This window comes from Collinsella aerofaciens (assembly GCF_015556945.1).
In the GTDB taxonomy this organism is placed as follows: Bacteria; Actinomycetota; Coriobacteriia; order Coriobacteriales; family Coriobacteriaceae; genus Collinsella; species Collinsella aerofaciens_AO.
In genome coordinates this window covers 1-24,192 of sequence record NZ_JADNNH010000035.1, presented here as the reverse complement: position 1 = coordinate 24,192, position 24,192 = coordinate 1, and the positions used below count along the sequence as shown (strand labels likewise).

Below are 24,192 nucleotides of genomic sequence, written 5' to 3'. Positions count from 1 at the left end.
GCCTAGGATATCAACTGATTCCGGATATCGGACACAGGGGCCGCAAGGGCCCTTACACCAACTTTCTCGACACTACCCACTTTTAGCGCTTGGGGCTTTATTTTTTGGGCCTCGAAGGGTGGATTTCGCGCTTTTGGTAAAGAAATGAGTGCGTGTTTTGCCGTGCGGCGGCATTGGCACAGAAAAAGGGCCCGGAAGGCGAAGCCTTCCGGGCCCTTTGCAATGCAAGTATGCTTGCAAGTGCGTTTTAGCGCACCTGAGCGACGTAAGCGACGTTGGTCGAGGAGACCTTGTCCTCGAGCTGGACGCTCATGCGGGGATCGCCGGCGGTAGCGACGGTCAGGTCGCCGGCCTCGACGTAGCCGAGCTCCTTAGCGGTCTCGATCGCCTTGACGATCGTGCCGTTGACGGTGCCCTGGGTAATCTCGGCCTGATGCGGGATAACGCCCCAGTACATGATCATCTGCTGGACGGCCCACTCGTGGCGGGAGAACGCGCAGATCGGCATGTTGGGACGGAAGTGCGAAATCAGGCGAGCGGTACGACCGGTGGTCGTCGGCACGGTGATGCACTTGGCGCCAACGGTGGTGGCCATGTTCACAGCGGACATACCCACAACGTTGTTGACGACGCGGGTGCCATGAGCGTCGGCCGGAACCTCGAGCGGAGCGTGGGCCGGGAGGTACTTCTCGGTCTCGAGAGCAATGCTGGCCTGCATCTTGACGGCCTCGACCGGGTACTTACCGGCAGCGGACTCGCCGGACAGCATAACGGCGTCGGTGCCGTCGTAAATGGCGTTAGCAACGTCGGCAACCTCGGCGCGCGTCGGGCGCGGGTTCTGCTGCATGGAGTCGAGCATCTGCGTAGCGGTGATAACGGGCTTGTAGGCCGCGTTGCACTTGGCGATGATCTCCTTCTGGATGTGCGGAACGAGCTCGGGCTTGATCTCGATGCCCAGGTCGCCACGGGCGACCATGATGCCGTCGGAAGCCTCGAGGATCTCGTCGAAGTTCTCGACGCCCAGGGCGCACTCGATCTTCGGGAAGATCGTCACGTGCTCGCCGCCGTTCTCGCGGCAAAGCTCGCGGATGCCGCGGACGGACTCGCCGTCGCGGATGAAGGAAGCGGCGATGTAGTCGATGTTCTCGGTCAGGCCAAAGAGGATGTCCTGACGATCGCGCTCGGTGATGGCGGGCAGCGAGATGTTGACGTTGGGCATGTTGACGCCCTTGCGCTCGCCGATCAGGCCGTCGTTCTTAACGACGCAGGTCATGTCCTGGCCGTCGACGGACTCGACCTCGAGGGCAACCAGGCCGTCATCGATCAGGATGAGGGAGCCCTTCTCGACCTCGGAGGGCAGAGCCAGGTAGTCGAGGGAGATGTGCTCAGAGGTGCCGTGGAAATCCTCGGTCGTGGGCTGAGCGGTGACGACGATCTTGTCGCCGGTCTTGACGGCAACCTTCTTGCCGTCGACCAGAAGGCCGGTGCGGACCTCGGGGCCCTTGGTGTCGAGCAGGATGCCGACGGGCATACCGAGCTCCTTGGAAATACGACGGACGCGCTCGATGCGACCGTGGTGCTCGTCGTAGGAGCCGTGCGAGAAGTTAAAACGGGCGACGTTCATGCCCGCCTTGATCATCTCGCGGATGGTCTCGTCGCTATCGCAGGCGGGACCCATGGTGCATACAATCTTGGTGCGCTTGTACATTCAGACCTCCATCTGACATCGTCTTGCGCTGATAGATAAACCATAAGAAATAAAACCGAGTTGATTATAACGAAATGGCGTCCGAATACCCCAAAAAATCGACCGTATGCCGAATTAGAAGTTCATTTTTTGCGGAAAAACGGTATATGCAAAAACTTTACCAACCGTTCTAACCGCTGCTATCTGGCGATATTTCAATTTGATGATGCGCCGAAGAAAAAACGTTTTATCAGTATTGAGTATCACACGGTCTGCACCGTTGCTTATGGACCATATTTCCAAATGGATTGTTTTGGCTAGACGCGTTGCTTTGGGGTACCATAGCTCCACTATCAACTGCCGCTCAGCACGGCAGCCTTGATGAGCCCTTGCCCTTCTCCTGGGAATTATGATCGGGCATCAATCTGCTGAGTGGCCCGAATCCCAGGAGGGGACTCTATATGCAAAAGGAATACCTGTCCGCCGCGGCGGAGGTGCTCAGCGACCAAGGTGTCGATGAGAACCTCGGCCTGAGCGACGACGAGGCGTCGTCGCGCCTCGCTAAGACAGGCCCTAACAAGCTCGAGGAAGCCGAGAAGACGCCGCTGTGGAAGCGCTTCTTTGAGCAGATGGCCGACCCCATGGTCATCATGCTGATCGTTGCCGCCGTCATCAGCGCGCTCACGGGCATGGTCAAGGGCGAGGCGGACTTTGCCGATGTCGCCATCATCATGTTCGTCGTTATCGTCAACTCGGTGCTGGGCGTGGTCCAGGAGGCTAAAAGCGAGGAGGCTCTCGAGGCCCTGCAGGAGATGAGCGCGGCGCAGTCCAAGGTGCTGCGCGACGGCAAGCTCGTGCACCTGCCGAGCGCCGAGCTCGTGCCCGGTGACGTGATCATGCTCGAGGCGGGCGACTCCGTCCCGGCCGACTGCCGTGTGCTCGAGAGCGCCACGATGAAGATCGAGGAGGCCGCCCTTACCGGCGAGTCCGTGCCCGTCGAGAAGCATGCCAACGTCATTGAGCTCGCCGCCGGCACCGACGACGTGCCGCTCGGCGACCGCAAGAACATGTGCTACATGGGTTCCACCGTGGTATACGGCCGCGGTCGCGCCGTCGTGGTCGGCACCGGTATGAACACCGAGATGGGCAAGATCGCCGGCGCCCTGGCCGAGGCCAAGGAAGAGCTCACGCCGCTGCAGGTGAAGCTCGCCGAGCTCAGCCGCATCCTCACCATCATGGTTATCGTCATCTGCGTCGTCATCTTTGGCGTCGACATCATCCGCCACGGCGTGGGCAACGTTCTCACCGATCCGACCGCGCTGCTCGACACCTTTATGGTCGCTGTCTCGCTTGCCGTCGCCGCCATCCCCGAGGGCCTGGTTGCCGTCGTGACCATCGTGCTGTCGCTCGGCGTGACCAAGATGGCCAAGCGTCAGGCGATTATCCGCAAGCTCTCTGCCGTCGAGACCCTTGGCTGCACGCAGACCATCTGCTCCGACAAGACCGGTACCCTCACCCAGAACAAGATGACCGTCGTCAAGCACGAGCTCGCTGCGCCTAAGGAGAAGTTCCTGGCCGGCATGGCTCTGTGCTCCGACGCCCAGTGGGACGAGGAGCTGGGCGAGGCCGTGGGTGAGCCGACCGAGTGTGCGCTCGTCAACGATGCCGGCAAGGCGGGGCTCACTGGCCTGACTGCCGAGCATCCGCGCGTGGGCGAGGCCCCGTTTGACTCGGGCCGCAAGATGATGTCCGTGGTCGTCGAGACCCTGGACGGCGAGTATGAGCAGTACACCAAGGGCGCGCCCGACGTGGTGATCGGCCTGTGCACCCATATCTACGAGGGCGACAAGGTCGTTCCGCTGACCGAGGAGCGTCGCGCCGAGCTCGTGGCCGCCAACAAGGCCATGGCCGACGAGGCCCTGCGCGTGCTGGCGCTGGCAAGCCGCACCTACACCGAGGTCCCGGCCGACTGCAGCCCCGCTGCGCTCGAGCACGACCTGGTCTTCTGCGGCCTGTCCGGCATGATTGACCCGGTCCGCCCCGAGGTCGCCGACGCCATCCGCGAGGCCCACGATGCCGGTATCCGCACCGTCATGATTACGGGCGACCACATCGACACCGCCGTGGCCATCGCCAAGCAGCTGGGTATCGTCACCGATCGCAGCCAGGCCATCACGGGCGCCGACCTCGACCGCATGAGCGACGAGGAACTCGACGCGCACATCGAGGACTACGGCGTGTACGCCCGCGTTCAGCCCGAGCACAAGACCCGCATCGTCGAGGCTTGGAAGTCGCGCGACCAGATCGTGGCCATGACGGGCGACGGCGTCAACGACGCCCCGTCCATCAAGCGCGCCGACATCGGCGTTGGCATGGGCATCACCGGTACCGACGTCACCAAGAACGTCGCCGACATGGTGCTTGCCGATGACAACTTCGCCACCATCATCGGTGCCTGCGAAGAGGGCCGTCGCATCTACGACAACATCCGCAAGGTCATCCAGTTCCTGCTTTCGGCAAACCTTGCCGAGGTCTTCTCGGTGTTTATCGCCACGCTCATCGGCTTTACCATCTTCCAGCCGGTGCAGCTGCTGTGGGTGAACCTGGTTACCGACTGTTTCCCCGCGCTCGCGCTGGGCATGGAGGACGCCGAGGGCGACATTATGAAGCGCAAGCCGCGCAACGCTAAGGACGGTGTCTTCGCCGGACATATGGGTCTGGACTGCGTGGTCCAGGGTCTGATCATCACCGCGCTGGTGCTGGCGAGCTTCTTTGTGGGCGTGTACTTTGACATGGGCTACATTCACATCGCTGATATGATCGCCGGCAATGCCGACGAGGAAGGCGTGATGATGGCGTTCATCACGCTCAACATGGTCGAGATTTTCCACTGCTTCAATATGCGCAGCCGTCGTGCGTCGCTGTTCACCATGAAGAAGCAGAACAAGTGGCTGTGGGCTTCCGCTGCGCTGGCGCTGGTGCTGACGGTGATCGTGACCGTACAGCCGACGCTTGCCGAGATGTTCTTTGGCCCTGTGACGCTTGAGCTCAAGGGCGTTCTTGCCGCGCTGGGCCTGGCCTTCCTGATCATCCCGCTGATGGAGATCTACAAGGCGATCATGCGCGCTGTGGAGAAGGAGTAACGCTCTCGTCCGGGCCCGCCCCACGCCCTTTCTCCCTCACTGGTCCTCGCGCTTCGCGCTGCGGGATCGTTCGGGAGAAAGGGCTTCCGGGGCGGGCCCTGCGGTATCCTTGCTGGCTTTTCTCCCGCGCGGATGAAAAGGGCTAAGGGAAAGTATGTGAGCTGGTCGAGCGTTTGCTCGACCAGCTCTTTTTTGTGGGTAAAATACCTGCTCAGTTGTGATTTGTGGTGCTGGGAGGCGCTTGTGGGCAAGGCGAAGGCTAAGGCGAAGAAAAAGACGACGGGGGCGCGGGCTAAGCGCGATCGTCGTCGGAAGCTTGCGACCGAGGCCCCCGCGTCTGCCGAGGAGTTGTTGGCGAGCGTACCGGGGCTCGATGCGCTGCAGGATGTCCCGGCGTTTGATGATCTGCCGGTCGATGAAGCCCAGCAGACTGCCTTTGATGATTTCTGCGCACATGCCGAGGAGCCCGAGCAGATGCGGCTGGGTGCCGTTATTCGCCTGGATCGCGGGTTTCCGCTGGTGGCGACTGCCGACGATACCTTCCGCGCCGAGCATGCCGTGGGGTTTGCCAAGTCGCGCGGCGAGGACGAGGTCCTGCTGCCTGCCGTGGGCGACCGTGTGGCGGTGCGCCGCGCTCCCGGGCACGATATGGGCGTGATTGAGTGCGTGCTGCCGCGCCGTACGAGCTTTGAGCGTTGGCGCGGCCGTGCCCGTGGAGAGCGCCAGGTGCTCTGCTCCAACGTGGATAGCGTGCTAATCGTGCAGGCGCTCGGTGCCGGTGAGGTGCTGCTCGACCGCGTGGCGCGCTCGCTGGTGTTGGCGCTTGACTGCGATGCCGAGCCGGTGGTGGTGCTTACCAAAGCTGACCGCTGCGATGCCGAGGAGCTCGAGCGCGATCTGGACCGCGTGCGCCGCCTGGTGGGTCCGGACGTGCGCGTGATCGTGACGTCCTCTGCCGAGGGCCGCGGCCTGGACGAGGTCCGTGCCTGCGTGCCTGCCGGGAGCTGCGCCATGATTCTGGGCGAGTCGGGTGCCGGCAAGTCGACGCTGCTCAATGCACTGCTGGGCCACGATACGTTGGCGACCGGCGGTGTGCGCGAACGCGACGACCAGGGCCGTCACACTACCGTCGCGCGCGTGATGGTGGCGCTGCCGGGCGACGCCGGCGTGATCGCCGATGCCCCGGGCCTGCGCAGTCTACCGCTCGTGGGTCACGAGCGGGGTCTGGCGCGCGCCTTCCCCGAGATTGTCGAGGCATCGCGCGCGTGCCGGTTTGGCGATTGCACACATACCCATGAGCCGGGCTGCGCCGTTCGCGAGGCCGAGGACGCCGGGCAGATCGACAGCCTGCGGCTGGAAACGTTCCAAAACCTGGCGTCATCCATGCGCGTGAGCGCTCAAATACTCGATCCCGATGTTCATCTGTAATTGATTTTTCCTATGACAGCCGTCTCCCAACTGTTCGGGAGACGGCTTTTTTGCTGCGGAAAAGCCTCGAAACATGCAGTTTGCTGACGTGCTGACCAAAACCTTGCCATGAGCTTGACGGGCTGGTCAGCTTTTGGTCGGCGATTGGTTTGACATCGAAAACCAAGATCGCGATTGCGCCGCTTTGCACTCTGACCGCCCAGACAATGGTGGTACGGGCATTCGCCCGGCACTGCCATGAGAGGAGCGGCCGTGAACAAGAGCAAGCGCATCGCCATCAGTCTGGTCGCGGGCGTGCTCGCTGCTCTGCTCTGCATGGTTTACGGCTCGTCGATCCGCTCGCAAGCCGAACAGGTCCAGGCTGAGACCTTGGCCAAGTACGGTGGCGATCGCGTCGAGGTATGCGTCGCGGCGCGCGATATCGATGTGGGCGAGACCCTCGATGAGACCAATGTCATAACCCAGGAATGGCTGACGAGCCTGCTGCCGCGTGACGCGGCGACCGAGCTGCGCCAGGTGCGCGGCGACGTGACGACTTCGCGTATTCCCAAAAACGCCGTGATCTGCAATGTCTACACCAAGGCCGAGAGCCACAAGCTCGAGGTGCCTAAGGGCAAGGTCGCCGTTTCGGTGGCGGTCGATGCCGAGCACTCGGTCGGCGGTGCCACGGGCGTGGGCAGCTATGTGGACGTGTACGTGCAAAAAGATGGCGTAACCGATCGACTGTGCGGCGCGCACGTGATCGATACCAGTGAGAATTCCGGTGCCACGCGCGAGGGCAAGATCGAATGGGTGACGCTGGCGGCTGACCCCGAAGACGTCAAGGAACTGCTGGGAGCCTCGGGCAAGGGAACGGTCAGCTTGACGATTCCCGCCACGGCGCGCGGCAAAAAGAGCGGAGGCGACGAGTGATGAAGGCGATCTGGCTTGCGTGCTGCGCGTGCGGCGATTACGGGCTGTTGCAGCAGGAAGTCGAGGGCCGTGATGCGGGTGCACAGGTGCTTCGCGTGGGTGACCTGGACGGGCTGGTTTCCATGGCGCGGGCGTTTCCGTCGCGCCGCGGGGCTGCCATCATCGCGGCGTCTCTGTTTGATATCGAAGATGTGCGCAAGACTGTTGCGCGCCTGACGGCCGAAGGCCGCGTGAGTCGCGTGGTCGTGTTGATAGAAGCGCTCGATCCGTCGGATATCGAGGGACTGTTTCGCGCGGGGGCGACCGAGGTCATCGCTGCGCACAGTATATGCGGCAACGGGCGCGCGGGCGAGGGAGCGGTTGATTCCGATCGGCGCATGACGATTGAGCCCGATGCTTTTGTTGATAGGGAACCCGGGGCGCCTCGCGCTACAAGAGGCCCGCGTGTTGATGATTATGGAAAAGCGGAAGCCGAGCATGGTCGGCGCCCCCGGAACCCCCTTGTATACGATGACGCTGGAGGGCCGGCACAGCATGCTGGCGACTCCCCGGCTGTAGATATGGGATACGTGCACGGCGTGAATCTGGCGGATGAACTCGACGAAGTTGAGGGCTTTGCCGGGTGCGGCGAGTTGTCGCTGATGCAGCATGAGCAGATTGCACAGAACGAGCCTGCCTTGCAGACCGAACAAGCTGCCATGCCGGCTTGGACGCAGCGTGTGGTTGCGGCGGGGGAGACGGGGACGCTGTCGCCGACGCCCGCCCCGCCGCCTCCGATGCCGCCGGCAGACGCTGCCGCTCCGCAGCATCGAGCTCCGGTCATCTGCGCCATTTCGGGTTCGGGCGGTTGCGGCAAGTCGACGATCGTTGCCACCATGGCACACACATCGTCGCTGTTGGGCTTGCGTGCCGCCGTGCTCGACCTGGACCTGATGTTTGGAAACCTTTACGACTTGTTAGGCGTCGATGCTCCGCGCGATATGGCGGCACTTATCGAGCCGGCGGCGGCGGGCGCGCTCACCGAGCCGGATATCGTAGCCACATCGATGCGCGTGGCGCCAGGCGTTACGCTCTGGGGTCCCGTTGCGGCGCCCGAGCAAGCCGAGCTCATGGCACGTCCGGTGGAGCTACTGCTTGATGTTTTGCGTCGCGAATCCGACGTAGTCTTTATCGATACCTCGGTCTTTTGGGGCGACGCCGTGGCGGCTGCGGTGGCGGCGAGCGACCGCTGCCTGATCGTTGGCGATGCTGCGGTGTCGTCCGCGACATCGGCGTCGCGCGTCATTGAACTGGCAAGTCGAGTAGGTGTGCCGCGCACGCGCATGAGCGCCGTGTTCAACCGGTTCGGTGCGCGCGGGGCAGACGAGGACGTCGCCATGCGCTTTGAGATTGCCTGTGCGTTGAGCTCCAAGATTCGTATCGCCGATGGCGGGCAGGATCTCGCCGCGCTCATGGCGTTTGGGCGCGCTGATGAGGCAGTGGGGCAGACCAGCGCTTTTGCGACCAGCGTGCGCGAGGCCACGCGCGAGATGCTCGTGGAACTGGGGTGCGCCGTCGGCCCTTGGAGCGATATGGTCGCCGACCGTGCAACGCGCACCGAACGCCCGCGTATCCGCCTTCCCTGGTCGCGCGAGGGTGATCAGCGATGAGCCTGCAAACGAGGATTAAGGCTGCCGGCGCTGCAGCGGGGGCAGCGCCTGTAGATGCGGGGCGTCGCCGCGCGGTGAAACGACGCACCAAGTGCGCCGTGATGGACCGCATGGGTTACGACGAAGTGGCGCGTATCAGCGCCTATATCGACCCGGCACTTGCCCGCTCGGAATTGCGTCCCGCGGTGGAGGCGGCGCTCAATGTTGAGGAACCGACCGATCTCGCGACGACCGAGCGCGAGACCATCATCGACGAGATTTTGGATGACGTAGTGGGCCTGGGGCCGTTGCAGCCGCTCATCGAGGACGACACCGTTACCGAGATCATGATCAACGGCTGCCGCTCGGCTTTCTTTGAACGCGGCGGCGTCTTGCACCCCATCGAGCATGCGTTTGAGGATGATGAACAGATCCGTGTGCTTATCGACCGCATCATCTCGCCACTTGGCCGCCGTATCGACGAGCGCAGCCCCATCGTCAACGCCCGCCTCAAAACGGGCTATCGCGTCAACGCGGTGATTCCGCCTGTGGCGATTGACGGACCGATTCTCACCATCCGAAAGTTCTCGGACCGCATCTGCTCGCTGGACGAGCTTGTGGGGCTGGGGTCGCTGCCGCTTTGGTATGCGCAGCTGTTGTCGTGCGCGGTGTCGCTGCGACAGGACCTGGCGGTTGCGGGAGGCACGGGATCTGGTAAGACCACCCTGCTCAACGCGTTGTCATGTGAGATTTCCACCGGCGAGCGCATCGTGACGATCGAGGACTCTGCCGAGCTCAAGTTTGCGCATCATCCGCACGTGGTGCGTCTAGAGGCGCGCGAGGCTTCAATTGAGGGCGAGGGCGCGGTGACGATCCGCGACCTGGTGACCAATGCCCTGCGCATGCGCCCCGACCGCATCGTGGTGGGCGAGGTGCGCGGTGCCGAGTGCTGCGACATGTTGCAGGCCATGAACACGGGCCACGACGGGTCGCTCACCACGCTTCATGCGGGTTCCGAGCAGGAGACCGTGGTGCGTCTGACGTTGCTTGCACGTTATGGCATCGATCTGCCGAGCGAGCTCATCGAAGAGCAGATTGCCATGGCGCTCGACGGCATCGTGATGTCCGAGCGCCACGCCGATGGCAGGCGCTTCGTCTCCTCGTATTCGGGGGTGCGTCGTGCCGCGTCGGGCGGCGTAGAGCTCGAGCGCTATGTGACTTTCGATGCCGCCGAGCGCACCTGGACGCTTGACCGCGAGCCGCCGTTTATCGCAGAAGGCCTGCGGTCGGGGACGCTCACACAAGAGGAGGTGGACGAATGGAGGTCGCTGTGCCCCTCGTCGTAGGGGGTTTGGCAGGGTTTTCTGTCGCGACGGCGTGCGGGGCGGAACCTCGTGTGCCGCAGGTGCCGCCGGCGGAGCTGGCGCGTCAGGCGTTCGAGACGGTGGCAGAGAAGCTGCCGCGTGAGTTGGTGGAAAACGATCTGCTGAAAAAGATTGCCCGTTCGTGGGCATCGCTGGCTCCGGCGCGTCGCCTTGGCCTCGTGATCGAAGATGCTTCGGGGCGTTTGGCGTTTCTGCTGCTATCGAGCGGTGTCTGCTGCGTTTTGCTAACGATGGTGTCGTTATCGCCCCTCGGGTTTGCCTTGGGACTTGTTGCTCCGATTGCCGCTGGCGCCGCTCGGGATGGCTTTGAGAGCCGGCGCGAGCAACACGATGCAGAAGAGGCCATGCCCGAGGCGTTTACCGCACTTTCCATGTCGCTTGCCTCGGGACATTCGCTGGCCCAGGGCATGCGCTTTGTGGGCGCTCATGCGCAAGAACCGGTGCATACCGAGTTTTTGCGGGTAGCGGCGGCGATCGATTGCGGCATCTCGGCGACCGACGCGCTCGATGACTTGCTCGTGCGCATCGACGCCCCCGGCCTTTCGCTTGTGACCTTGGCGCTTAAGGTGTCTCAGCGCACCGGTGCTCCGCTTGCCGACTTACTGTCCGAGGCGTCGAGCATGGTGGGGGAGCGCATTGAGCTCAAGCGCCGCCTGGATGTTAAGACGTCGCAGGCTCGCATGTCTGCGCATATGGTCGCGGCGATGCCGGCGGGCATGTGCGCGGTGTTGGCGCTGCTTTCGGCAGATTTTCGTCGCGGTCTTGCGACGCCTGCCGGTGCGGGCGCTGTGGTGCTGGGTCTAGCCCTCAACGTCGTTGCCCTGGTGGTTATCCGGCGCATTATGCGGGTGGAGCTATGAGCGCCCTGGTTGCAGTTGTGGCTTGCCTGTGTGCCCTGAGTGTATTTGTCGCGACGGGTTTGGATCGGGCGGATGCGCGCAAGATCGCAGGGGCCTGCAAGCGCGAGGCGGTGCTGGTCGCTGCCGCGGGTCGCTCGGTGGTCGATGCCCTGACCGCGCGAGTGAAGGGCGCGGTTGGAGCGGGCGGCCCGGCGCGAGTGTCGCTCGGCGAAGTGTCCGAGATGATCGATGTTGTGCGCTTGGGTCTTTCGGCCGGCCTTTCGTTTGATGCGGCGCTTGAGATTTTCTGCGCCAACCGCCGGTCAGTGCTGGCTCTTCGCCTTGAGCGGGCCTGCATGGCGTGGCAGGTGGGCGTGGGCACGCGTGAGGACGAGTTGTTGGCCGCCGCGCGCGACCTGGACGTGCGAGCGCTCGAGACCTTTGCCATTACGGTGGGGCAGGCACTCGCCCTGGGTGCCCCACTTGCCGAGACACTGGCCGCTCAAAGTCGCGAGATCCGTGCGGCTCATCGCGCCGCGGTCGAGCGCGAGATTGAGCGTGCGCCCGTCAAGCTGCTGATTCCCACCGGCACGCTCATCTTGCCGGCGTTGCTTCTGTCCATATTGGGCCCGCTGCTGGGAGCAGGCGGGATGATGTAGGGAGGAATACATGAACACGATGACTGACGCTGCTGGCAAGGTCCAGGGCTGGGCGTTTTGCCGGGCGGCACATGTTCGTCAGCGCGCCAAGGAGCTACTGCAGGAGGAGAGTGCACAGGGTACCACCGAGTATGCCATCTTGGTCGGCGTGCTCGTGGTGATCGCGATTATCGCCATCGTCGCATTTAAGGGCAAGGTCCAAGATCTATGGAACGCTATCAGCGAGGGCATCAACAGCCTGTAGAGGGCGAGCGCCCCATCGGGGTGCTGCTGGTGTTTGCTTGCCTGACCGTGGCGATAGCGGCGGTGCTTTGGGGGCTTAACGCCGCGCGGCAGCAGCGTCCTGGGGCCGCCTTCGATTCGGGCTCAGATTCGGCGGTGGCGTCTCAAAAAGATGAGATGCGAGATGCGGACGATTCGGATGTCGCTGTCACGGCGCAAACCTTTCTGCGGACGCTCGACAAGCGGTCTGGCACTGCGACGGATTCGCCTGGGGACAACGCGATTACGGTCCGGCTTGCATGGTCTGAGGACCGACCGATGACCGAGGCAGCGGCGGATATGTTACGCGCCTACCGCGAGGTGCCAACGGCCCAGCTCGCCCTGAGCGGCTATCTTGATATTAAGGGCAACGTATGGGGCGCCATCGTGCGCGATGGGCGCGGCTGGGTCGATATGGTGACGGTTGCCGCGGATGCCGGCGATGCCTCGTGCCGCCTGCGCGTGATCCGCCTGAGCCCGCAGGCATCGAACTCAAAGGAGGGGTCGTGAAATGCATGACGTCCTGCGCGAGGAATCTGCCCAAGCGACTGTGGAATACGCCATCGTCACGGTGGCGCTGTTATCGATCGTGCTGGCGATTGTGGGACTTTGGCGTGCTGGCACCGATGGACGCTTGGCGGCGCTGGTTGAGCGGGCGGCATCCCATGGCGTTGCCTCGACGTCGGTTATCGACGCCGCTGCGGGCGCTAAGGACATCGCGTTGTATTGATATCGCGCGCGAGGACTGGGCGCAGTCTACGGTCGAGGCCGCTTTTTTGCTGCCGACGTTTCTGACGCTCATCCTTCTCGCACTGCAACCGGTGTGCCTGCTTTATACGCGCGCGGTCATGGAGTCTGCCGCCGCCGAGACCGCGCGGCTCATGATCACGACGACGGCGGAGGACGACGATCTTAAGGAGTTCACCCGCCGCCGGCTTGCCGCAGTGCCCAACGTTTCGATCTTTCATGCCGGCGGGCCGTTGTCGTGGGATATCGAGCTTAGCCGGGCCGATGCGGGTGGCGTCTCGTCCGTGTCCGTTTCCGGCGAGGTCAAGCCGTTGCCTGTGATCGGTGCGTTTGCGCAGGCTATGGGTGGTACCGCCGAGGGTGGCTACGTTGAGCTCAAGGTCGATGTCTCGTATCAATCACGTCCCGAATGGCTGGAGGGAGATTATGATTCGTGGATTGCTGCATGGGATTAAGCGTTTCTGGTCTAGACGCGTTTTGACGCGCCGTCCGAGCTGCCATCGCAAGCGAGGCGGCTTTATGGGCCGCGCCGGTATCGACCTGTTTATCGAAGACGGTGCCTACACCACGCTTTCTTCTGCCGTGGTCATCCTAGTGGTGCTCACGTTGTTGTTTTCGTCGACCGCGGCGATATGGAGCATGTCGCGCGCGGGGGACACCCAGGTGGCGGCCGATAGCGGCGCGCTGGCGGGTGCCAACGTAGTGTCGTCCTATCACACGGCTGCCACGGTGGTTGATGCGAGCATCTTGAGTCTGGGGCTAGCGGGGTTTGCCACGATCGGGACGGGCCTGGTCGCCATCCTCATCCCGGGTGCCGAACCAGTTGCCGGCAATATGGTCGACACCGGGATTGAGATCATTAAAACGCGCAACAAGTTTGCCAAAAGCGCATCGGAAGGCTTGCAGAAAATCGAGACGGCTCTGCCGTATCTGATTGCCGCGCGTGCCACGCAGGCGGTGTCGGCGCAGGATACCGATAGTGTGACCTATACCGGTACGGCGCTTGCCGTGCCCAGGACGTCCGAGTCGGATTTCGTTGCGCTCGAGGGTTCTGAGATCTCGACCGATGCCATTAAAGACACATCGAAAGATCTGGAGCGCACAGCAGATGAGCTGCAGAAGGCCTTGGAGGAGACGGCGAAAGCAAAAGAACGCGCCTGGCTTGCGGATTGCGGTGGATCGGTTCCGGCTTCGGTCGGTAGCTGTTCATGCATGTGGGAACGTACGAGGAGTTTGGCAAAGCTCTCGGGTGAGCAGAACCCGCATTATGCCTCGAGCATTTCGTGGGAGCCACAGGTGGCGCTCGACCGCGCGAAGACCTACTACCGTCAACGCCTGGCAGACGAAAAACCGCAGGGTTCAAGCGTCGAGACGAAGGCGGAGTCGGCGGCGCGCAAGGCGTTTTACACCTATGCGAGTACAGAGGTCAATCGTGCATATGTAACTGAGGACGGAGATGAAGTCGCTTCCTATATCCCGCTGTTGCCGCGCAACACTGACGAGGTGCGAGCGACGGAACTCTATACCGATACGGTGTGGCCAACCAGTGCCATCGATGGCAAGACGTATCTGCATTACGGAACGAGTTGCCCCAACTATAAGAAGGGGGCGCCATGCGGGCTGGCCTCGGTTGCTGCTTATGACGGGCAGGACAAATGCAATAGATGCCATTTTGGTGTTTCGTCGCTCGGTGCCGTTGCGGCTCCTTCGACTTCTATCGAAAACGGCTTTGAGTACCACTTTGATCGATTCAAAGAGGCCCTGGAAGACTACGTCGAATGCCGCAACAAAGAGCTCGAGCTCGAGCGTCAGACCGAGGATGAGGCCGACCGTGCGGGCAATGCGTTTGACCAGGCCATCAAGGAGCTTTCCGGCGAGCGCCCGCGTATCGCCCCGCCCGGTCGCAACGGCGTGGTTGCCCTTGCGGTTTCGGGTGCCATCTCGAGCCCCGATGAGCTCAACTCTTCGTTTAACACGGCAGTCAGGCTTGGCGATCGCGGTGCTATCTCTGGCGCGGTGCTGGCACCCGATGACGCGACGGCGCAAAACAACGTGCTTTCGCGATTTTTCTCGACATTGAAGGAACGCTCGGGCGGCGTTGCCGGCGTGCTCGACGGCGTCATGGATGTTTGGGGACGGCTGCTCGTAGGATATGGTGATATTCAAGGTTCGGCCGACGAACTTATGGACGAGATGATTAAAGGCCTAGGAGGGGGCAGCGGCGCGTTGGGCTCCATCGCATCGTGGCTCGGCGATACCGTTTCGGCGTCCGTGGCGGCGCTGGGTTTGGAACCGTGCGACTTGCGCCTGCGAAAGCCGGTGCTGACCGATTCTGCCAACGTCATTAAGAGTCCGGGGTCTGACATTGCGGGTCTCTCTCAAGCGCAAGACAAACTGCGAAGTATTCCGTTGGGCGTGACCGATCCCAAGGCGCTTTGCGAGGCGTTGGAATATCAAGTCGAACGCACCATTAGCGGTACGGTGTTCACACTTGCGGAGATTCCTCTGCCCGGCGGCGGCTCCATCCCGCTCACCGTCGATGTCGCCACGCTGGTTGGCGCTCTGGGCGGTGGGTCGTAATGAGTATCCGCATGCGTCTGCGCGAGGAGCGCGCCCAAGCGACGGTGGAGATGGCAGTGGTTACGCCCGTTTTGCTGGTGCTGGCACTCATCGTGTACAACGTCATGATCTTTGCCGGCGCTGTCGCGCGCTTCGACCGCGTGGTGCCCGACATCGTGCTAGCGCATGCCGTGGCGTCGGAGGGGGAGGGCGACGAAAGCTCTGCCGATGCCTCGGCGACGGTCCAGACTCAAATTCTGAATGCCATGGAAGGCTATGACTTGCAGATCGAAGTGTCGAGCGAGCAAGGCGCGAAGGCATCAGATGGTGGCCTGCTCTCCCTATCCGGTACGTTTAGGACCTACACCTGCACCATGCACTATGAGCCGTGGCCGACTTCTCTCAGCATCGCTGGCGTTCCGCTGGGGGCGCCGACAACGTTGTCGCACGAGCGCGCGGTGACGGTCGATCCATGGCATCCGGGGGTGGTCATGTGACCGCGGTCTCGTCCTACATCGCTTACGCGCGGGCACTCAACAGGCTGGGTTGGACGCCGGCCGAGTTTGTGGTGGCGGAGTCGTTTGTCGTGCGCCTGCGCGGCATGCTGGGACGGCGTCCGGTTGCCGCCAACGGCCTGCCGCTCGTCATGGCGTTTCCACGCTGCTCTTCGGTCCATACGTGTTTTATGGCCTATCCCATCGACATCGCCTTCATCGATCGCGACGGCAATATCCTCGCGCGCTACGAAAACGTCCGCCCTTGGCGCATGTGCTCCTGCCCCGGCGCCTGGGCCGTACTAGAGCGTCCTTCAATCATTGTTTCGACCCCTGCTCTCCAACGCGTGCCGGCTTAAGAATTGGCGACAGTGGACTTTCGTCATACGAAATTGGGTAAGATGGAGGAGAAGATGCATGGATGTTGAGATTCATCCCAACGCTAAAAAGCACCTGACGGAAAAGCAAGTGCTTAGCGCTTGGCTTGCGGTTACTGAGTGCATTCGTCGCGAGTCGAAGGACGAGCCGCCGAGATGGCTTGCGATTGGATGGCTCCCAGACGGACGAAGCGTGGAGCTTGTCGCGGTCGAGCTTGTCCGTGGGTGGCTTATCATTCATGCCTTGTCTCCAGTCCAGAAGAAATTTTGGCAGGAGATTGAACAGGCTCGGCAAAGGGGTCGATGATGGGCAAGACGTATACGGCCGCTAATGGTCAGGTTGTAACGGATGAAATGATTGACGCGTGGTGCGAGTCGTACGAGCGCGGAGAGTTTCCGGATGGCGAACACACCGTTGGTGGGATCGTGCATGGACGGCCCCCGCTCTCAGGTGAGGGGACGGCAACGCTGTCGGTCAAGATTCCTCTGGGAATGAAGGAGGCCATTCGTCGACGGGCGGCTGCCGAGGGGATGACGCCAAGTGAGTTTGCCCGTGCGGCTCTGAGTGAAAAACTTCTTGCTGCCGGCTGATGCCTCTGACGTGCCGATTTATAGAACCGAGGCTGTGCTCAAAAACTTTTTTAAAATTCTCGGTTGACCGGAACGCGTCCTTGGTTATACTAATCAAGCCTTGAAACAAGGCACACCTCAAATGGCTGGGTAGCTCAGTTGGTAGAGCAGAGGACTGAAAATCCTCGTGTCAGGGGTTCGATTCCCTTCCCCGCCACCTTGAATTGACTAGGACCTCTGCAAAGGGGTCCTTTTCTTTTATACAGCCCCCACATGGAATCGAACCCCGTGAGGGCGCGGAGCTGAGGAAACGCGTAAGCGTTTGCCAGCGCAGCTCGCAAGGCGCGTAAGCGCCGCAGCGGTCCGTCCGCGCAGCGCGCGGACGCGATTCCCTTCCCCGCCACCTTGAATTGACTAGGACCTCTGCAAAGGGGTCCTTTTCTTTTATCGAGGGCTCTGCGGAAATTGCGTCCCGGAATTTGGCTTCAGAGTGGGATGCGTTTTCCGCTTTGAGGCCGCTCGGGAAAGCACGACCCGGAATCGCGTCAGAATGGGACGTGCTTTCCTTTTTCGGCCTTTGGCGGAAACTGCGTCCCAGATCCCGCGCTCAGAACGGGATGCATTTTCCGGTTGAGGCCTCGAACGGAAAATGCATCCCAGTCTTTTGCGAAAAACGGGACGCGCTTTCCGGCGCTTACTTCCGACGTGCGTGCACATCTCGGGTCCGCCCGCTCAGACATTCCTCCCGCTTTTGCGCCACTTTACAGACCGTTCGGTCGTCTGTCCGCATGCGCGGGTATACTCAAAACGATACTTTTCCTATGCAATACGATGCAGGTTCGGCCTGCACGATCCGAAGGGGGCAGTGATGGAGAGGATACTCGGCGTTAATCTCTCTGGCTGGTTTATTCCCGAGCCTTGGGTGACCCCGTCGCTATACGCGGCGACCGGTGCATCCAACGCGGCCGAGCTGCAGGAGGCCATGGGCACCGCCGCCTATAACGAGCGCATGCGCCGTCATTACGAGACGTTTGTGAGTGAGGACGATTTTCGCCGCATGGCGCAGATCGGTCTCAATGCCGTGCGTCTGCCGGTGCCCTGGTATGCCTTTGGTTCGCAGGAGTCCGATGCGTCCTACATCTCGGTTGTCGACTACATCGACCGTGCAATTGAGTGGGCTGCCAAGTACGACATCCGCGTGCTGCTCGATCTGGCAACTGTGCCCGGTGGCCAGGGCGATTCCAACGATTCGCCCACCACGCCGGAGGCTGTTGCCGAATGGCATTCGTCCACCAACGGTCGTCATGTCGCACTCGACGTGCTCGAGCGCCTGGCCGATCGCTACGGCGAGGCCGAAAGCCTGCTGGGCATTGAGCTGCTGGATACGCCGCAGATGAGTGTCCGCAAGAGTCTCTTTACCATGACGGATGGCATTCCGGCCCACTACCTGCGCAATTTCTATCGCGATGCCTACGAGCTCGTCCGTTCGTATATGCCCGAGGATAAGATCGTCGTCTTCTCGTCGTCGGGGCATCCCAGCGAGTGGAAGCATTTTATGCGCGGTGCCAAGTACAAGAACGTCTACATGGACCTTCACCTGTACCATTACCGCGACGAGTATGCGCTCGACATCACGAGCCCCCGCGGGCTGACGACGGCGATTTCGCGTAACAAGCGCGAGCTTAAAGAAGCGATCTCGACTGGGTTCCCCGTGCTGGTGGGCGAATGGTCGGGTGCGGCGATCTTTGCCAACTCGTCGGTTACGCCCGAGGGCCGCAATGCCTACGAGCGCGTGTTTATCGCCAACCAGCTGGCTTCGTTTGCGCCGGCTGCCGGTTGGTTCTTCCAAACGTGGAAGACCGAGAAGCGCATTGCAGCATGGGACGCCCGCGCGGCACTCGGTACGCTCGAGCGCGGCATGATTGAATAGGTTGATATGACGCAAAACAGCGCCCATACGGGCAAACTCTATGTGGTCGGCACACCCATCGGCAATCTGGGCGACCTGTCCCCGCGCGTTGGCGAGGCGTTTGCCGCCGCCGATGCCATTTGCTGCGAAGACACGCGTGTGACGTCAAAGCTGCTGATGAACCTGGGCATTTCCAAACCGCTCGTCCGCTGCGACGAAAATGTCATTGCAAGTCGTGCCGCCGGTCTGGTCGACCGTCTGCTGGCGGGGGAGACCCTCGCCTTTGCCTCGGACGCCGGCATGCCGAGCGTGTCAGACCCTGGCCAGGCGCTGGTCGAGGCGGCGCGCGAGGCCGATGTGCCTGTTGAGGTCATCCCCGGTCCCTCTGCGTGCGTTACGGCGCTCGTGTCGTCCGGCATTCCCTGCGAGCATTTCTTCTTCGAAGGCTTTTTGGGCCGAAAACATGGTGACCGTGTGCGTCGGCTGCAACGCCTTGCCGTGGTGCCCGGTGCGCTCATCTTCTACGAGTCTCCACATCGCATCGTGGCGACGCTCGAAGCCGTGGCCGAGGTTTTTCCCCAGCGTGAGGTTGCCGTCTGCCGCGAACTCACCAAGCTGCACGAGGAGGTCTTGCGTGGGCCTGCCGCCCAGCTTGCCGAGGAGCTGCGTGCCCGCGGCGAGGTGAAAGGCGAGATTGCGCTGGTCATCGCGCCGCCGAGTGAGGACGAGGACGCCGGTATCGCGCCGGTTGGCGCAGCGGCAGTAGATCCCGATGAGGCCCTGCGCGAGGATATCCGCGCCGCGCTCGAGGAGGGGGAGCTCGCCTCTGCGGTGGCCAAGCGCCTGTCTCAGAAGTATTCGCGCCGCAAGCGCGATGTCTATGCCATGGTGCTCGATATGCAATAGATGGAGGATATCCAGCCCTTGCGCTAGAATCATCCCCTGTATGCAACGTTTTTCTGGAGGACAAACCCCATGGATCAAAGCAAGCCTTCGTTCTTTATCACGACGCCCATCTACTACGTCAACGCCGATCCGCACCTGGGCACGGCTTATTCCACCATCATCGCCGACGTTCAGGCTCGCTATCGCCGCTCCGCCGGCTATAACGTCAAGTTCCTGACCGGCATGGACGAGCACGGCGAGAAAGTCGCCGAGGCTGCAGCCAAGCACAACATGACGCCGCAGGAGTGGACCGACAGCCAGGCTCCGCACTTCAAGGAGCTTTGGAGCAAGCTCGAGATTTCCAACGACGACTTCATCCGCACCACCGAGCCGCGCCAGCATCATGCCGTGCAGTACCTGTGGGAGCGCATGAAGGAGTCCGGTTACCTGTATAAGGGCAGCTACGACGGCTGGTATTGCGTGCCTGACGAGACCTACTTCACCGATACGCAGGTCCAGAAGGGCGACGAGGAGTACGGCAGCGTCGGCCAGCACCTGTGCCCCGACTGCCACCGTCCGCTTGAGCGCGTGCAGGAGGAGTCCTACTTCTTTAAGCTTTCCGCCTTCCAGGACAAGCTGCTCAAGCTTTATGACGAGCACCCCGACTTTGTCGAGCCCGCGTTCCGCATGAACGAGGTGCGCAGCTTTGTCGAGGGCGGCCTTAACGACCTTTCCGTGAGCCGCACGAGCTTTGACTGGGGCATTCAGGTCCCGTTTGACGAGGGTCACGTGACCTACGTGTGGTTCGATGCGCTGCTCAACTATATGACGGCTGTCGGCTACGGTGTCGACACCGACGAGGCGCGTGCCGAGCTGGCCTATCGCTGGCCCGCGCAGTTCCACATCGTGGGTAAGGACATCATCCGCTTCCACTGCGTCATTTGGCCCGCCATGCTCATGGCCATCGGCGAGGCCCTGCCCGAGCATGTCTTTGCCCACGGCTTCCTGACCGTGCGCAATGCCGAGACCGGCAAGGCCGAGAAGATGTCCAAGAGCCGCGGCAACGCCATCGCTCCGCAGGACGTTATCGACATGTTGGGCGTCGAGGGCTATCGCTACTACTTTATGACCGACGTCGTCCCCGGCACCGACGGTGCCATCAGCTTCGATCGCATGGAGCAGGTCTACAACGCCGACCTGGCCAACAGCTGGGGCAACCTTATCTCGCGTTCGCTCAACATGAGCGGCAAGTACTTTGATGGTTGCGCGCCCGCCAAGCCCGCATCGTTCGATGCGTTCGACAACCCGCTGGCAAAGATCGCCGATGGTCTGGTCGAGCGCTACATGGCCAAGATGGACGTGCTCGATTATGGTGGAGCTAAGGACGAGGTCATGGAGCTCATCCATGCCGCCAACCACTACATCGAGGACTCCGAGCCCTGGGCGCTTGCCAAGGACGAGGCCAAGGCTGACGAGCTGGCGTTTGTGATCTACAACCTGCTCGAGGCCATCCGCATTGCCGCTCACCTGCTGATGCCGCTCATGCCCCAGACTTCTGCCGAGGCCCTGCGCCGCCTGTCCTGCGAGGACGAGGCCGCGAGCGACGACCTCAAGGGCATTTGCGCTTGGGGCCTGCTTGCCGGTGGTCAGCCCGTCGAGAAGGGCGAGCCGCTGTTCCCGCGTCTGGGCTAAGCCGCTGCGCGCCATATCGGCAATTTGCTGTTTAGCTGTAAGGGCATGGCCGCAACGGTCCATGCCCTTTTGCTTTACGATGCAGCCACCATGTTAAGGAGGCAACCATGACAACTTCGCCTTTGGCAAACCCCACGGCAACTAGGGAGCTGCTAGAGGAGTTTGGCCTTGCGACCAAGCATCGCCTGGGCCAGAACTTCCTGATCGACAACCATGTGATCGAACGTATCTGTGAGCTCGCTGAGCTTGCGGGCGATGGGCGCGTGCTCGAGGTCGGCCCGGGTTGCGGCACGCTGACGTTGGCCCTGCTGCAGGAGGCGGCGTGCGTTACGTCGATTGAGGCAGATCCCGAGCTCGAGCCGGTGCTCGATGCTCACGCCGCTGACTATGCCAACTTCCGCTTTATCATGGGCGACGCGCTCAAAGTGACGCCGGAGCAGATTGAGCAGGCCGCCGGTGGTGAACCCACGGTGTTTGTCGCGAACTTGCCCTATAACGTGGCGGCGACAATCATCCTGCAGTTCTTCCAGACGATGCCCGCGCTCAAGCGCGCCGTCGTCATGGTGCAAAAGGAGGTTGCCGATCGCATTGCCGCAGTGCCGGGCAACAAGACCTATGGCGGCTATACGGCAAAGCTCGGCCTGTATGCGCAGGTGACGGGTCGCTTTGAGGTGCCGCCGCGTTGCTTTATGCCGGCGCCGCACGTGGACTCGGCCGTCGTGCGTATCGACCGTGTTGACGGCGTGGTGCCCGAGGGGCTCGATCGCGAATTTGTGGCCCGCGTGATTGATGCTGCATTTGCTCAGCGTCGCAAGACCATCCGCAATTCCATGAGCGCCAACGGTTTTGCCAAGGACGTGCTCGATGCCGCTTTTGAGGTTTGCGGTATCGCACCCACCACGCGCGCCGAGACGCTCGATGTTGCCGACTTTGTCCGTCTGGCCCGGGAGCTAATCCATGACGCCTAATGCCGAACGCGTGACGTTTACCAAGAAAAAGAAGACGGTTGCTTGTCCCGTGCCCTTGGCGCCGCTTGCCGACACGCATGCACATCTGCTTTCGTTTTGGGGCAAGGATGTGCCCGAGACGCTCGTGCGCGCCAAAGCCGCGGGCGTCGACCTGTTGGTGACGATGTTCGACCCCATTGCCGACAAGCGCAGCGTGGCGGACTATAGCGACTGGCTGGTGCGCGAGATTCTTCCGATGCAGGATATCCCGCAGATCAAGTATCTTGCCGGCGTGCATCCGTATGGCGCGCCGGACTATACCGACGACGTTCATGCACAGGTCGTTGCGGCACTTGATGACCCCTTATGCGCCGGTATTGGCGAAATCGGCCTGGACTATCACATGGACTATGACGACGATATCGCGCCGGCACCCCATAACGTGCAGATTGATTGCATGGCGCGCCAGCTCGAGCTTGCCGTGCGCCGCAATGTGCCGGTGGAGCTGCACCTGCGTCACGAGGACTCGGATGGGGAGCGCACCTCGCACGTTGATGCGTACAACGTGCTGCGCGAGGTGGGTGTGCCCCAGGCTGGTTGTGTGCTGCACTGTTTTGGCGAGGACCGCGCCACGATGGAGCGCTTTGTGGATTTGGGCTGCTATATCGCCTATGGCGGTGCGGCCACCTTTAAGCGCAACGACGATGTGCGCGAGGCATTTGCGGCAACCCCACTCGATCGAATTTTGTTCGAGACGGATTGCCCGTATATGGCTCCGGAGCCCATCCGCGGTCTTGAATGCGAGCCCGCAATGATCTCCATTACGGCAAACACGCTGGTCAACGACCGTGTCGATCGTACCGGCGAGGATGCTGAGGCAATCGCGCGAGCAGCTTGGGAAAATGCCTGCAAACTTTTTCAAAAATAGTTCTTGCGTTCGCGATGGCGCTCCGTTATTCTAATTCCTGCACGCGGGCGTGGCGGAATTGGCAGACGCGTACGGTTCAGGTCCGTATGGGGGCAACCCCATGAAGGTTCAAGTCCTTTCGCCCGCACCATTGATTGAAAGAGCTCCCAGCAATGGGAGCTTTTTTGTAATATGAGAAAGCCATTGTCAATAGGCATGTTCGTTCGAGCCCGGTTTGAAACCGGGCTTTTTCGTTTCCCGTCGGGAGAGCCCGCGCACGCTGCATGGCTTAGTCGACGCTTGCCTGGCAAGCTAATATCCGCGGGCTCTTGCGGGTGCGCTTCCGGCGGTCAGCCCGGTATGTCCGCGCACCCCACCGCATTTCGATTCTCCGTCCGGCGCTATCGTACGAATCCAGTCTTTTGTCGGGCGCGGCCCCGGGGCTGCCCATCAAAAAGGTCGTGAACTCGCGCCGGCGATGCGTCGAGGCGCGGGCCCTCCCGGCGGGAGTCGGTTGTCGCCGGCTGCTAGAGGACGGTCCCCTCGGACCTGCACCCGATCTCCCAGACCCAGCAGGCGAGCTCGCGCGCCACGGCGGCGTTGGCCTTGCACGCGCTCTTGCCCGCCGCGGCCAGCGCCTCGCGGCGGCGGTGGAGCCTGGCGGTGCAGTCGTCCGCCCTAGAGCGTATCGCCGGGGGCACGTCGGTGCCGGGGGCTGGGGCCTTGGGCCTCGGGGAGCACGTGGAGTAGTGCCATGCGGACTCTATGAGCGCCGTGCGCGCGAGCGCGTTGCCGGCCTTGGTTATCCCGCCGCGCCGCTCGGACTCGCCGCTCGAGTGCTCCGACGGGGTCAGCCCGCACCAGCTCGCGAAGGCCGGCGCCGAGCGGAACCTGCTGAAGGACCCGGCCTCCGCCGCGAGCCTGAAGGCCGTCAGGGTGTAGACCCCCTTGATGCAGGACAGCGCCTCCACCGTCGCCCGCCAGCGGTCGGTGCCCGCCAGCGCGACGACCCTCCTCTCGAGCTGCCGCCTGTCCGACTCCGCGCAGCGGGCGGCCGTGACGTAGTACTCCAGCGCGTCGCGCTGCGGCCCCTCGAGCCTGATCTCCGAGACCCACCTCCAGTGGGCCCTCGTCCAGGCCTTCTTCCTCGCCCCGTCGGCATT

General features: G+C 62.3%; 23 protein-coding genes and 2 tRNA genes. 23 read left to right on the top strand and 2 right to left on the bottom strand.

Translation table 11 applies throughout. From position 1 onward, the window contains the following. Positions 1-247 precede the first annotated feature (247 nt). A complete protein-coding gene (gene pyk, locus I2F59_RS09090) occupies positions 248-1,708 on the bottom strand; it encodes a pyruvate kinase (protein WP_138374409.1) in 1,461 nt (486 codons plus the stop codon). Between the two features lie 440 nt (positions 1,709-2,148). Between pyk and I2F59_RS09085 the strand changes: the two genes are divergently transcribed. The 23 genes from I2F59_RS09085 (at position 2,149) to I2F59_RS08975 (ending at position 23,180) form a co-directional block, all read left to right on the top strand. Further along, a complete protein-coding gene (locus I2F59_RS09085) occupies positions 2,149-4,830 on the top strand; it encodes a cation-translocating P-type ATPase (RefSeq protein WP_195503933.1) in 2,682 nt (893 codons plus the stop codon). A 474-nt stretch (positions 4,831-5,304) separates the two neighbouring features. Next, on the top strand, positions 5,305-6,258 hold the full coding sequence (gene rsgA, locus I2F59_RS09080) for a ribosome small subunit-dependent GTPase A (protein ID WP_195503935.1): 954 nt from the start codon (positions 5,305-5,307) through the stop codon (positions 6,256-6,258). A 252-nt stretch (positions 6,259-6,510) separates the two neighbouring features. Beyond that, positions 6,511-7,170: a Flp pilus assembly protein CpaB gene (cpaB, locus tag I2F59_RS09075; RefSeq protein ID WP_227790272.1), complete on the top strand. Its 660-nt coding sequence runs from the start codon at positions 6,511-6,513 to the stop codon at positions 7,168-7,170. Next, entirely contained in the window at positions 7,170-8,819 is a 1,650-nt protein-coding gene (locus I2F59_RS09070; RefSeq protein WP_161145129.1) for a nucleotide-binding protein, read from the top strand. The genes cpaB and I2F59_RS09070 overlap by 1 nt, the downstream gene beginning before the upstream one ends. After that, positions 8,816-10,144, top strand: a complete 1,329-nt coding sequence (locus I2F59_RS09065) for a CpaF family protein (protein ID WP_138113966.1) — start codon at positions 8,816-8,818, stop codon at positions 10,142-10,144. The genes I2F59_RS09070 and I2F59_RS09065 overlap by 4 nt, the downstream gene beginning before the upstream one ends. Before the next feature lie 5 nt (positions 10,145-10,149). Next, on the top strand, positions 10,150-11,043 hold the full coding sequence (locus I2F59_RS09060) for a type II secretion system F family protein (protein ID WP_229030340.1): 894 nt from the start codon (positions 10,150-10,152) through the stop codon (positions 11,041-11,043). After that, entirely contained in the window at positions 11,040-11,681 is a 642-nt protein-coding gene (locus I2F59_RS09055) for a type II secretion system F family protein (RefSeq protein WP_117746903.1), read from the top strand. Before I2F59_RS09060 ends, I2F59_RS09055 begins: the two co-directional genes overlap by 4 nt. Positions 11,682-11,691: 10 nt before the next feature. Further along, positions 11,692-11,925, top strand: a complete 234-nt coding sequence (locus I2F59_RS09050) for a hypothetical protein (protein ID WP_089572694.1) — start codon at positions 11,692-11,694, stop codon at positions 11,923-11,925. Positions 11,926-12,221: 296 nt separating this feature from the next. Continuing rightward, positions 12,222-12,452: a hypothetical protein gene (locus I2F59_RS09045; protein WP_138113970.1), complete on the top strand. Its 231-nt coding sequence runs from the start codon at positions 12,222-12,224 to the stop codon at positions 12,450-12,452. A gap of 1 nt (position 12,453) precedes the next feature. Next, the gene (locus I2F59_RS09040; protein WP_138113972.1) at positions 12,454-12,672 is read left to right on the top strand and encodes a hypothetical protein; all 219 of its coding nucleotides are present in this window, start codon (positions 12,454-12,456) and stop codon (positions 12,670-12,672) included. Next, positions 12,608-13,144, top strand: a complete 537-nt coding sequence (locus tag I2F59_RS09035; RefSeq protein ID WP_138113974.1) for a TadE/TadG family type IV pilus assembly protein — start codon at positions 12,608-12,610, stop codon at positions 13,142-13,144. Before I2F59_RS09040 ends, I2F59_RS09035 begins: the two co-directional genes overlap by 65 nt. After that, positions 13,116-15,269, top strand: a complete 2,154-nt coding sequence (locus tag I2F59_RS09030; RefSeq protein WP_229065424.1) for a hypothetical protein — start codon at positions 13,116-13,118, stop codon at positions 15,267-15,269. Before I2F59_RS09035 ends, I2F59_RS09030 begins: the two co-directional genes overlap by 29 nt. Then, positions 15,269-15,745, top strand: a complete 477-nt coding sequence (locus tag I2F59_RS09025) for a TadE/TadG family type IV pilus assembly protein (protein WP_138374418.1) — start codon at positions 15,269-15,271, stop codon at positions 15,743-15,745. The genes I2F59_RS09030 and I2F59_RS09025 overlap by 1 nt, the downstream gene beginning before the upstream one ends. Then, complete coding sequence (locus I2F59_RS09020) at positions 15,721-16,101, top strand: DUF192 domain-containing protein (protein WP_195503932.1); 381 nt, start codon at positions 15,721-15,723, stop codon at positions 16,099-16,101. Before I2F59_RS09025 ends, I2F59_RS09020 begins: the two co-directional genes overlap by 25 nt. A gap of 58 nt (positions 16,102-16,159) precedes the next feature. Next, entirely contained in the window at positions 16,160-16,426 is a 267-nt protein-coding gene (locus tag I2F59_RS09015; RefSeq protein WP_117736226.1) for a hypothetical protein, read from the top strand. Beyond that, positions 16,426-16,710, top strand: a complete 285-nt coding sequence (locus I2F59_RS09010; protein ID WP_035137167.1) for an ATP-binding protein — start codon at positions 16,426-16,428, stop codon at positions 16,708-16,710. Before I2F59_RS09015 ends, I2F59_RS09010 begins: the two co-directional genes overlap by 1 nt. 123 nt (positions 16,711-16,833) lie before the next feature. After that, positions 16,834-16,906: transfer RNA gene (locus I2F59_RS09005), tRNA-Phe, on the top strand. Positions 16,907-17,557: 651 nt separating this feature from the next. After that, positions 17,558-18,619, top strand: coding sequence for a glycoside hydrolase family 5 protein (locus I2F59_RS09000; protein ID WP_055309641.1), 1,062 nt, complete (start codon positions 17,558-17,560; stop codon positions 18,617-18,619). Positions 18,620-18,625: 6 nt separating this feature from the next. Continuing rightward, positions 18,626-19,504 (top strand): 16S rRNA (cytidine(1402)-2'-O)-methyltransferase, encoded by an 879-nt coding sequence (gene rsmI, locus I2F59_RS08995; protein ID WP_195503931.1) that lies wholly within the window; start codon positions 18,626-18,628, stop codon positions 19,502-19,504. Positions 19,505-19,573: 69 nt separating this feature from the next. Beyond that, positions 19,574-21,175: a methionine--tRNA ligase gene (gene metG / locus I2F59_RS08990; RefSeq protein WP_161145124.1), complete on the top strand. Its 1,602-nt coding sequence runs from the start codon at positions 19,574-19,576 to the stop codon at positions 21,173-21,175. Positions 21,176-21,282: 107 nt separating this feature from the next. Continuing rightward, a complete protein-coding gene (rsmA, locus tag I2F59_RS08985) occupies positions 21,283-22,143 on the top strand; it encodes a 16S rRNA (adenine(1518)-N(6)/adenine(1519)-N(6))-dimethyltransferase RsmA (protein WP_195503930.1) in 861 nt (286 codons plus the stop codon). Further along, positions 22,133-23,050: a TatD family hydrolase gene (locus tag I2F59_RS08980; RefSeq protein WP_055285924.1), complete on the top strand. Its 918-nt coding sequence runs from the start codon at positions 22,133-22,135 to the stop codon at positions 23,048-23,050. The genes rsmA and I2F59_RS08980 overlap by 11 nt, the downstream gene beginning before the upstream one ends. Positions 23,051-23,093: 43 nt before the next feature. Next, positions 23,094-23,180 (top strand) — tRNA-Leu (locus tag I2F59_RS08975). Positions 23,181-23,556: 376 nt separating this feature from the next. On the opposite strand, the gene I2F59_RS09960 is transcribed toward I2F59_RS08975, so the two are convergent. Further along, positions 23,557-24,192, bottom strand: a 636-nt coding sequence (locus I2F59_RS09960; protein ID WP_195503929.1) for a transposase, incomplete at its 5' end; no start/stop codon positions are given.

Bases quoted from the DNA above. Each gene is read 5' to 3' on its own strand.
- I2F59_RS09050 (WP_089572694.1), top strand. From the start codon at position 11,692: ATGAACACGATGACTGACGCTGCTGGCAAGGTCCAGGGCTGGGCGTTT.
- I2F59_RS09040 (WP_138113972.1), top strand. From the start codon at position 12,454: ATGCATGACGTCCTGCGCGAGGAATCTGCCCAAGCGACTGTGGAATAC.
- rsmI (WP_195503931.1), top strand. From the start codon at position 18,626: ATGACGCAAAACAGCGCCCATACGGGCAAACTCTATGTGGTCGGCACA.
- rsgA (WP_195503935.1), top strand. From the start codon at position 5,305: ATGCGGCTGGGTGCCGTTATTCGCCTGGATCGCGGGTTTCCGCTGGTG.
- I2F59_RS08980 (WP_055285924.1), top strand. From the start codon at position 22,133: ATGACGCCTAATGCCGAACGCGTGACGTTTACCAAGAAAAAGAAGACG.
- pyk (WP_138374409.1), bottom strand. From the start codon at position 1,708: ATGTACAAGCGCACCAAGATTGTATGCACCATGGGTCCCGCCTGCGAT.
- metG (WP_161145124.1), top strand. From the start codon at position 19,574: ATGGATCAAAGCAAGCCTTCGTTCTTTATCACGACGCCCATCTACTAC.
- I2F59_RS09000 (WP_055309641.1), top strand. From the start codon at position 17,558: ATGGAGAGGATACTCGGCGTTAATCTCTCTGGCTGGTTTATTCCCGAG.
- I2F59_RS09010 (WP_035137167.1), top strand. From the start codon at position 16,426: ATGGGCAAGACGTATACGGCCGCTAATGGTCAGGTTGTAACGGATGAA.
- I2F59_RS09030 (WP_229065424.1), top strand. From the start codon at position 13,116: ATGATTCGTGGATTGCTGCATGGGATTAAGCGTTTCTGGTCTAGACGC.
- I2F59_RS09085 (WP_195503933.1), top strand. From the start codon at position 2,149: ATGCAAAAGGAATACCTGTCCGCCGCGGCGGAGGTGCTCAGCGACCAA.
- I2F59_RS09035 (WP_138113974.1), top strand. From the start codon at position 12,608: ATGGCGTTGCCTCGACGTCGGTTATCGACGCCGCTGCGGGCGCTAAGG.
- rsmA (WP_195503930.1), top strand. From the start codon at position 21,283: ATGACAACTTCGCCTTTGGCAAACCCCACGGCAACTAGGGAGCTGCTA.
- I2F59_RS09070 (WP_161145129.1), top strand. From the start codon at position 7,170: ATGAAGGCGATCTGGCTTGCGTGCTGCGCGTGCGGCGATTACGGGCTG.
- I2F59_RS09020 (WP_195503932.1), top strand. From the start codon at position 15,721: ATGGCATCCGGGGGTGGTCATGTGACCGCGGTCTCGTCCTACATCGCT.
- I2F59_RS09015 (WP_117736226.1), top strand. From the start codon at position 16,160: ATGGATGTTGAGATTCATCCCAACGCTAAAAAGCACCTGACGGAAAAG.
- I2F59_RS09055 (WP_117746903.1), top strand. From the start codon at position 11,040: ATGAGCGCCCTGGTTGCAGTTGTGGCTTGCCTGTGTGCCCTGAGTGTA.
- I2F59_RS09065 (WP_138113966.1), top strand. From the start codon at position 8,816: ATGAGCCTGCAAACGAGGATTAAGGCTGCCGGCGCTGCAGCGGGGGCA.
- I2F59_RS09045 (WP_138113970.1), top strand. From the start codon at position 12,222: ATGACCGAGGCAGCGGCGGATATGTTACGCGCCTACCGCGAGGTGCCA.
- I2F59_RS09025 (WP_138374418.1), top strand. From the start codon at position 15,269: ATGAGTATCCGCATGCGTCTGCGCGAGGAGCGCGCCCAAGCGACGGTG.